Here is a 7630-nt window from a genome sequence, read left to right as displayed (position 1 = left end):
GACAGGTACCACTTCAAGTTCACTGATGGGCCGAACGTATTCACTCGTACAAAGAGCAGTTATGGAGTCTTCCTCTATGATGTACCGGGCTTACAGCTGAATAAGACCTATAGTGTGACGGTGCAGGTGAGAGTGGATGGCCAATGGTCGGCTCCAGGTCCTGCCTGTGATATTATCATGGCCGGTCAACCGGATGCGACCGAGGTTCAGAATACATACTGCAATGGGACATACACCATAGATGCACCGAACTATATCCTTGCAGAATATATCTACGCTGCTACACAGTACGAGTGGCGATTTGTTCCACTAGGAGCTGGGCCCACACAGACTGACATGACCAATGGACTAGCCCTCTATTTCCATACCACGGACCTAGAGCTGCAGGAAGGTGAGATGTATGATGTCGCGGTACGGGCATATGCCGGAGGTCTGTGGGGAGACTTTGCGAGCACCTGCCCGATCACTATGACCGGTGCACCGGCCATCGAAGGAGATTCGGAAGTGGTCACCAAGCTCTTGGCCTCAGAGGAGTCACAGTTGCAGATATTCCCAAATCCAAATAATGGTTCTCAAGTCAGGATCGATCTGGAGCTCGGTCAGGAAGTAATGGATGTGGTCCATTATCGAGTGATGGATATCACAGGACAACTGGTCCATAGCGGGTTAAGCTCTCTCAAAGGAAGTATCCTGACCGAGGTCATCGATTTCGAGAATGCGCTACCGCCAGGTATTTATCTCCTACAAGCAGAGGTCGATGGGCTGCTTTACACGAGCAGATTTGCGGTCGAATAACAAAGACCGATACCATTTGGATGTGATGCTGAAATAGGCAAACAACAGTGATAAGAAATACGGACCGATAAGAGGGGCTCTGCAATGTTCAGAGCCCCCTCTTTGTTCTATTGCGCTCGGAGGGTCCTTGGACTAGCTTTGTATAAGGTGTGAATCTGATGTTCAATCGGGCAGCACCAGACCATTGACCAGACATGTTGCGTGAAGTAGGTATCGAGCTGAGACGTCAGGCATTCTATTGCCTGTTCCTGTGTTTGGTGCCTTCTATCATCCACTCCCAGATCATTCCAGAATGTAGTTCCGCGGTCGAATTGACGCCCGTCTTGATGGATGAGACAGTTTGGTCCATCCATTCTGGAGATGCTGTTGAATCCGTAGAAGCATGCACAGGAGAAGCTGATGATGATCGGTGGTTCAAATTTGACGCTGCCTCTGAGAATGATGTGATCGAAGCATGGGACCAAAGCACAGGTACGGATCTGGTCATAGAATGGGCATCCAGTTGTGATGATTCAGCCTTGAGTACATGTTTTGATAATTATCCCAGTGGGGAGATCGAACGGGCCCTTCCTGGAAATCTGCAGATAGGGCAGACTTATTTCTTCCGTGTCCATTCCAAAGAAGCCGGAGTACAGCCTGACTTTTCTGTCCGCGTACGGACTTTTATGGATGGAGGTCTGAACCCCAATTACTGCGATGTTATAGACTATCAATTATCGAATAGCATCTATGCACTCCGCGATGACCTAGGTCAATTGTATACAGGAGCATCGGTAGGAGTCAATGGCTATCGATTCAGATTCACCCATGTGGCTTCTGGTGCACAATTCGAATATGCTCACCCGAGTCTATTACCATATATACAGCTAGTGAATGTAGGTGGGCTTCAGCATGGGGAAGAGTATATGGTGGCCGTTCAACATCGGGTCCAGCTACAGGCTAATGCTACGCTGATGAATGTCTGGAGCCCATTCGGCTCGGAGTGTCCGATCGGATTGGATTCCGTTCTCCCGACCACCCAATTGATTCCCTCATTATGTCCCTCCATGCAGGATTTGGACTTCGAATCATGGATAGGAGCATCCAGTATCATCGGGGCTGATCAGTATCGATTCCGCTTTGAACGTGAAGGAGAAGTGCTCTATCGAACCACTCCCAGTTACGGATTCAGTCTATCTGACCTGGGAACAGGAGCTTCAGGTCTGAAATACGGGTCGGCTGTGTATGATGTGACCGTGGAGATGAAGTTCGATAACGAGTGGTCAGCCAGTGGAGAAGTTTGTCAGATAGCCATGGTGTCCCAGCCTCATGCTACACGAGTTCTTCCCACACATTGTGGGTCGAGTTACGATTTTCCTGCCCCGAATTTCCTGCTGTCCGAGTACGTATATGGAGCAACGGCCTATGAATTCAGGTTCAAAAGGACCGATGGTCCTTCAGGGTACATCTATGAATTGACCGCTGGACCAGCATTGCCCTTCCATCTTGCCTCAAATTTCTTCTCATCCGGAGATTACATCGTGGATGTGCGCGCATTTGCAGGAGGAGTATGGGGAGATTTCGGAAGCGCGTGTTCGATCTACATCGATGCAGGTCCGATCATAGATGCACATGACGGAGCAGATGATCTTAAAATATCTGGACCGTCTGCAGATATTCTCTGGAAACGAATGGACAGGACCGAGGTCCAATTCACCTCATTGGAAGAGACTCACCAATACACTCATTTCCAGCTCTGGTCAGCAAATGGGCTCCTGATCGAAGAAGGCGCGCTGCGGGAGCAGGATCAGTGCTATATAGCGTCCTTCGAGACTATCCCTACATCTGGTCCCTTTATCCTCATACTATGGGGAAATACCTTCACTTCTCAGGTCATTTACCTCAGGTGAAAACCTATACCTTCACGTAAAACAGCAGACGTGGATAAAGTACTGGTAGCCAATAGGGGAGAGATCGCCCTGAGGATCATTCGCACTTTGAAGGAGATGAGCATAGCCTCGGTGGCTATATATTCTGAAGCCGATAGGGATGCCCCTTTCGTGCAAGCCGCAGATGAGGCCGTATGTGTAGGTCCACCTCCGAGTTCGGAGTCTTACCTGCAAGTGGAGAAGATCATTTCCCTTGCTCGAGAACTGTCTGTCGATGGCATACATCCTGGCTATGGATTCCTCTCTGAGAATGCGGATTTCTCCCGAGCCGTTACAGAGGCTGGAATGACCTTTATCGGGCCATCGCCTGAGAGTATAGAAGTGATGGGGTCCAAGTTGGCTGCCAAGGAAACGGTAGCCCGCTATGATATCCCCATGGTACCCGGTACCGATAAGGCATTGGACGATGTAGAAGAAGGTCTTCGTATTTCCAAAGAGATCGGTTTTCCCGTCCTGATCAAAGCCTCTGCCGGAGGTGGAGGAAAGGGAATGCGGATCGTAGAGCGTGCAGAAGACTTCAAAGAACAGCTGGAACGCGCCATCTCAGAGGCTCAGTCCTCTTTTGGTGACGGATCGGTATTCATCGAACGGTACGTGACAAGACCTAGACATATCGAGATACAGGTGCTGGCCGATACACACGGTAATGTGGTCCATCTCTTCGAAAGGGAATGCTCGGTGCAGCGAAGACACCAGAAAGTCGTGGAAGAAGCACCGTCAGCCGTTCTGGACGATGCACTGAGAGAAGAAATGGGTAAAGCGGCAGTCGATGTAGCAAGGTCCTGTGACTACGTGGGAGCTGGAACCGTGGAATTCTTGCTGGATGATCAACGCAATTTCTACTTCTTGGAAATGAACACCCGACTCCAGGTCGAGCACCCGGTCACCGAGTTGATCACCGGAGTGGACCTGGTCAGAGAACAGATTCTTATCGCACGAGGAGAAGAACTCTCATTCGACCAATCCGACCTGTCCATCAACGGGCATGCAATCGAACTACGGGTCTATGCTGAGGATCCTGACAATGACTTCCTACCTGATATCGGCAAGCTGAAAATATACAGGCCTCCGGCAGGTCCGGGAGTGCGCGTAGATGATGGGTTCAGAGAGGGGATGTCCATCCCGGTCTATTATGACCCCATGATCTCCAAGTTATGTGTCCATGCCAAGGACAGGGAAACGGCCATGGACCGCATGATCCGCGTGATAGATGAGTATACGATTGTGGGGATCAAGAATACTCTGGCATTCGGCTCATTCGTGATGAAACATCCTGCATTTCGTACCGGGGAGTTCGACACGGGATTCGTCAAAGAACATTTCACTCAGGAACTGGATCGCCCTACAGAGGATGCTAAGAAGCTGCAGATAGGAGCTATCGTGGCAAGCCATTTGTTATCTGATAGTACGTCAAATCCCCAGCCTAAGAGGCAAAAAGGAGTATCCAAATGGAAAAAGAATCGTACAACAGTCTGAGGTAGCTGACGTTCCAATAACAGAGCTTGAATACCGTATTCCGACATATCATTCTCTCTTTGATCCTAGTAGGTTCAGGATGGCATCTTACGGCTCAAGAGGATTCTGTGAATGTGCATGAGGTATTGATCATAGAGGACGATACGATTCCGGTGGTCAATCTAGGGGCATTCGAATATTCAGAACTCTCATTGACACCCCGTCAGAAGCGTAAATATCAAAGAAGGTATGGCAAGATCAGACGGAAAGTGATACGGGCCTATCCCTATGCCAAGGTCACCCGGGAGCTATTGGAGAACTACGATGAAGAACTCGCTAAACTGGAGTCGGAGAAGGAGAAGAAATTCTATCTGGATATAGCAGAAGAAGAGCTGAAGGCAGAATTCGAGGGAGAGATCCGGAATCTGACAGTCAGTGAAGGAAAGATCCTCATAAAATTGATCGACAGGGAGACCGGGGATACTTCCTATGAATTGATCAAGCGCCTCAAGGGTGGATTCACTGCATTCATGTATCAATCCATTGCACGGATCTTCGGTTCTAATCTCAAATCCCAGTACGATGCCGAGGGAGATGATAGCATCATAGAAGAGATCGTACAGCAGATAGAGAGAGGCGAGATCTACGTACCACCTCGAGAAGCCGTCACCACCAAGGCACAGAAACGCCTCAAACGCAAGGAGCGTAGGCTCAAACGAAAAGCTGCCAAAGCGGCTGACGATGTCGTGGAGAACCAATAAGGGCTTGCCCCCTTTCTTATATTTGGCCGACCTGACCCGGAGGCCTTTTGACATCACTCATCATCATATTCATCGTCTGTACGCTGGCCATCCTTCACACCTATGTCCTGTATCCCAAGTATCTGGACACAAGACATGTTGAATCTTCTCGGTCCACTTCGGAAGTACAGCCTATCCCGGTCGATGTGGTCATCGCTGCATATAATGAGGAGCAAGTGATCGATGAGAAGATCCGGTCGATATTGGCATCGGACTATCCCAAAGACAAGTTGCGCATCCTGGTCGGTTCTGATGGTTCCGATGACCGTACCGATGACATCGTGCGGTCATTCACAGCGCAAGGCCTACCTGTAAAGCTCCATGCCTTTGAGCGGGCAGGAAAGACCGAGACCATCAATTCCCTCATGCAGAAGACGCAGGCAGAGGTCACCATACTCACAGATGCTAATGTGCTCTTCACTCCTCAGACGGTCCGTGCTCTGATAGCCGCATTCCGTGATGAGCAAGTAGGGCTAGTAGGAGCTGATATTCGTGCCAAGCGGGTGGATGATGATGGTATTACCGTGCAGGAGAATGAATACCTGGAGAGGGAGAAACGCATGAAGTGGAAAGAAGGCAAACTCTGGGGCACCATGATGGGAGCCTTTGGAGGTTGCTATGCGATACGCACTTCGCTCTATAGAACCGTACCTCCTCATTTCCTAGTGGATGATTTCCATATTACAATGAATGTCATCGAGCAAGGATATGATGCGGTTTTGGAGAAAGAAGCCATCTGCTATGAGGATATCTCATCCAAACTCAGCGAAGAATTCAGGAGAAAGGTCAGGATGTCTATCGGGAACTTTCAGAACCTGAGATTCTTCTCACACTTCTTGTTCCACAAGCGGAGAGGTCTATCGTTCAGTTTCATTTCCCACAAGGTCCTACGATGGCTGACCCCTATCTTCTTAGTGGTCAGTTTGGTGACTTCGGGCCTGCTCATGGATGATTCCAGATTCTGGACGGTCATTTTCTATATTCAGTTCACCATCATCTGTATTCCGTTGATGGAAATGACCTTTGATGCATTCGGCATACGATCCAGGTTGATGCGATTCATATCTTACTTTGTGAGTATGAATCTGGCCTTGATGATCGGCATGTTCAAATCATTGAAACGCGTAGAGAAGGCCACATGGAAACCGACCGAACGAAATCTATGAGAGGAGCGTCCATCTTGGTATTGTGTCTGCTGCAGATCTTCGCTATCGGACAGCATCGCTCGATCCTGATCCATGATGGAAATGGAGTCTGTGAGCCCAGCATTGCCATCGACCCGTCCGATACCGATCGCATGGTGGCAGGCATGGTGCTTGATCGTGTCGCACATTCTAAGGATGGTGGAGAGAACTGGAGCGTAGAGCGTCTGACCTCTCCGTATGGAGTCTGGGGTGACCCGGTGATCGATGTGGATCATGAGGGGCGTTTCTATTATTTCCACCTATCCAATCCTCCCAAGGGAGAGTGGATAGATAGAATAGTTTGCCAATGGAGCGAAGATGGAGGAGAGAACTGGACCAAGGGTTCCTTTGCCGGTCTCAATGGCTCGAAGGATCAAGACAAGCACTGGTCGGTCATCGATCCGGAAAATGGTCATATCCATATCACCTGGACTGAATTCGATGCTTACGGCAGCAAGGATACTACCTGTAAGTCTCGCATACGCTACGCCCGTAGCGAAGACCGAGGATTCACCTGGACTCCCGCTCAGACCATCTCTACCGTATCAGGCAATTGCTTGGATGACGATGAGACTACAGAAGGAGCTGTTCCGGCCTTGGGTCCTTCTGGAGAACTATATGTCGCATGGGCAGGTCCAGAGGGATTGGTGTTCTCTTCCTCTTCGGATGGAGGAGAGTCATGGACCGATGAGGTCAGTGTGGACCCCATGCCCGGTGGATGGAACATGGATATCCCAGGTATCTATAGGGCCAACGGTCTTCCCATCACCCGATGCGACCGGAGCGATGGTCCCCATCGAGGACGTATCTACGTCAACTGGGCCGATCAACGGAATGGGGAAGATGATACCGATATCTGGTTGAGCTATTCCGATGATCGAGGCAAGACCTGGACACATCCTGCACGAGTAGATTCCGATACGGGGAATGCTCACCAGTTCTTCACGTGGATGGATATCGACCAGACCAATGGGAATCTCTACTTCACCTTCTATGACCGAAGGCACTTTGCCGATTCAGATTCCACGTCCATCTACATGGCTATGAGCACAGATGGGGGAGAGAGGATCTATGACTTTCCACTGGAATCCAGAGAATTGGCCTTTGTACCCAATTCGAATATCTTCTTCGGAGATTACACCAATGTAGCGGCACACGATGATGTTGTGCGGCCCATTTGGACACGCTTAGATGACAAGAATCTAAGTGTCTGGACCAGTATAGTGGATATAGATCGTCCAAGGGTTGGACTCTACCGCTGGGTCATCGAGGCGGAGGTCAAGCCGAAGAAAGAATATTGCTTGATGCTGACCGGGCCGTCCACTGAGGAGGTACTTAGGAAAGGGAGATCTCCGAAGGCGCAATTGGAACTCCATCATCTCCTAGACCTCGATGCATATCCAAAAGGTGTCTACACGTTGGAGCTCAAACAAGGAAAGAAGACACTTTGGAAACGAACGATGGAGAA

5 protein-coding genes and 1 pseudogene are annotated in these 7630 nt (G+C 49.7%); all 6 read left to right on the top strand.

Annotated features, from left to right (window positions below; translation table 11 throughout):
* On the top strand, nt 1-795 hold a 795-nt coding region (locus tag HKN79_11620), incomplete at its 5' end, for a T9SS type A sorting domain-containing protein (protein ID NNC84215.1).
* 194 nt (nt 796-989) lie between these two features.
* Entirely contained in the window at nt 990-2684 is a 1695-nt protein-coding gene (locus HKN79_11615; GenBank protein NNC84214.1) for a hypothetical protein, read from the top strand.
* A gap of 30 nt (nt 2685-2714) precedes the next feature.
* Nucleotides 2715-4199, top strand: a complete 1485-nt coding sequence (locus tag HKN79_11610) for an acetyl-CoA carboxylase biotin carboxylase subunit (GenBank protein NNC84213.1) — start codon at nt 2715-2717, stop codon at nt 4197-4199.
* Nucleotides 4200-4225: 26 nt separating this feature from the next.
* Nucleotides 4226-4939 (top strand): DUF4294 domain-containing protein, encoded by a 714-nt coding sequence (locus HKN79_11605; protein ID NNC84212.1) that lies wholly within the window; start codon nt 4226-4228, stop codon nt 4937-4939.
* Nucleotides 4940-4986: 47 nt separating this feature from the next.
* Nucleotides 4987-6144 carry a glycosyltransferase gene (locus HKN79_11600; protein NNC84211.1) on the top strand — a complete coding sequence of 386 codons (1158 nt, stop codon included), beginning with the start codon at nt 4987-4989 and terminating at the stop codon, nt 6142-6144.
* A pseudogene (locus tag HKN79_11595) lies at nt 6141-7394 on the top strand (exo-alpha-sialidase). Before HKN79_11600 ends, HKN79_11595 begins: the two are co-directional and overlap by 4 nt.
* The last annotated feature ends 236 nt before the right edge of the window (nt 7395-7630 follow it).

This window comes from Flavobacteriales bacterium (assembly GCA_013001705.1).
Taxonomy (GTDB): domain Bacteria; phylum Bacteroidota; class Bacteroidia; order Flavobacteriales_D; family JABDKJ01; genus JABDLZ01.
The sequence above is the reverse complement of the archived record's forward strand: the minus strand, read 5'-3'. Positions and strand labels throughout refer to the sequence as shown.